Consider the following 1,801-nt stretch of genomic DNA (forward strand, 5'->3'; position numbering starts at 1 on the left):
TACCGGCATTCTCACTTCTATTCACTCCACCCAACCTCACAGTTGAACTTCTCAGTAAATAGAACGCTCCCCTACCCCTGGAACGGAATTATTAAATCCTCAGCCTTCTTTTTTGAGGCTTGAGCCCCTATGAACATTTGGGAATTTTGCTCTTATTCAAGCCTTTGTCTTCCTCTTCGGAAGCAAAATTCCTGATGCAACTCCCTGTCCTGTTCCCTATCTAAAGACTTAATAATTCCGTTCCAAGCCATAGCTTCGGTGATACGCTTGAGCCCCGTTACATTTTCGGCGCAGAACCACTCGACCAGTGAGCTATTACGCACTCTTTAAATGGTGGCTGCTTCTAAGCCAACATCCTGGTTGTCTATGCAATTCCACATCCTTTTCCACTTAGCGTATACTTGGGGACCTTAGCTGATGGTCTGGGCTGTTTCCCTTTTGACTATGAAGCTTATCCCCCACAGTCTGACTCCCAATCTAAAATTCTTGGCATTCTGAGTTTGATAAGGTTCGGTAACCCGGTAAGGCCCCTAGCCTATTCAGTGCTTTACCGCCAAGAATCATCCATTGAGGCTAGCCCTAAAGCTATTTCGGGGAGAACCAGCTATCTCCGTGTTCGATTGGAATTTCTCCCCTACCCACAGCTCATCCCCTGCCTTTTCAACGACAGTGAGTTCGGGCCTCCAGTGGGTTTTACCCCACCTTCACCCTGTCCATGGGTAGATCACACGGTTTCGGGTCTACAGCATGTAACTTAAGCGCCCTTTTCAGACTCGCTTTCGCTCCGGCTCCGACTTCTCGTCTTAACCTTGCTACATACCGTAACTCGCCGGTTCATTCTACAAAAGGCACGCCATCACACCTCATGGGTGCTTTGACTGCTTGTAAGCGTACGGTTTCAGGTTCTCTTTCACTCCCCTCCCGGGGTGCTTTTCACCTTTCCCTCACGGTACTGGTTCGCTATCGGTCGCTAAGGAGTATTTAGCCTTGGGAGGTGGTCCTCCCTGCTTCCCACGGGGTTTCACGTGTCCCGCGGTACTCAGGATCCCTTCACAGTCTGTCTCTCTTTCGCCTACAGGGGTGTTACCTGCTTTGCCCGGCCTTTCCAGACCTCTTCGACTAGAGTTTCAGACCTAACAGAAGGTCCTACAACCCCAACCCCCGAAGGGATTGGTTTGGGCTGTTCCCGTTTCGCTCGCCGCTACTCAGGGAATCGATGATTCTTTCTCTTCCTCCGGGTACTTAGATGTTTCAGTTCCCCGGGTTGTCTTCGTTAACCTATGAATTCAGTTAACGATATCCAGATATGACTCTGGATGGGTTGCCCCATTCGGATATCCACGGATCAAGGCATGCTTACTGCTCCCCGTGGCGTTTCGCCGCTCGCCGCGTCCTTCTTCGACTCTTAGCGCCTAGGCATCCACCGTACGCCCTTAGTAGCTTGACCAAACGTCTCCGCCACATTCAGGTTTTTCAGATGTTATCCTAAATTACAGTTTTTTCTTCTCTGTGCAGTTTTCAAAGAACATTAAGAAACCAAAGATATAATGGTGGAGGTAAGCGGGATCGAACCGCTGGCCTCTTGAATGCCATTCAAGCGCTCTCCCAGCTGAGCTATACCCCCATATAACTTTATGGTCCCTCAAAACTAAACAACAAGTAAGCTTGCGCTTGAACAGGTTTGACTCGATTTCAGGGTCATCTTATGCAGATTTTCCCTGCTTTGCCTCTTCGGCATCTCGAAGTCTCTTCAGACTTCTCCAGCTTTGAACTGTTTCACTTCATTGCTTCCGTGACGTCC

At 49.3% G+C, this 1,801-nt stretch carries 1 tRNA gene and 1 other annotated feature (1 of these 2 only partly in view); the gene reads right to left on the reverse strand.

Annotated elements, in window-relative coordinates:
• Nucleotides 1–1,447, reverse strand: a sequence feature (23S ribosomal RNA rRNA prediction is too short); it reaches 157 nt to the left of the window's first position.
• A gap of 101 nt (nucleotides 1,448–1,548) precedes the next feature.
• A tRNA-Ala gene (locus DESLBE_RS03600) sits at nucleotides 1,549–1,624 on the reverse strand.
• Nucleotides 1,625–1,801: the final 177 nt, after the last annotated feature.

Source organism: Desulfitobacterium sp. LBE, assembly GCF_007830365.1.
GTDB classification, from domain to species: domain Bacteria; phylum Bacillota; class Desulfitobacteriia; order Desulfitobacteriales; family Desulfitobacteriaceae; genus Desulfitobacterium; species Desulfitobacterium hafniense.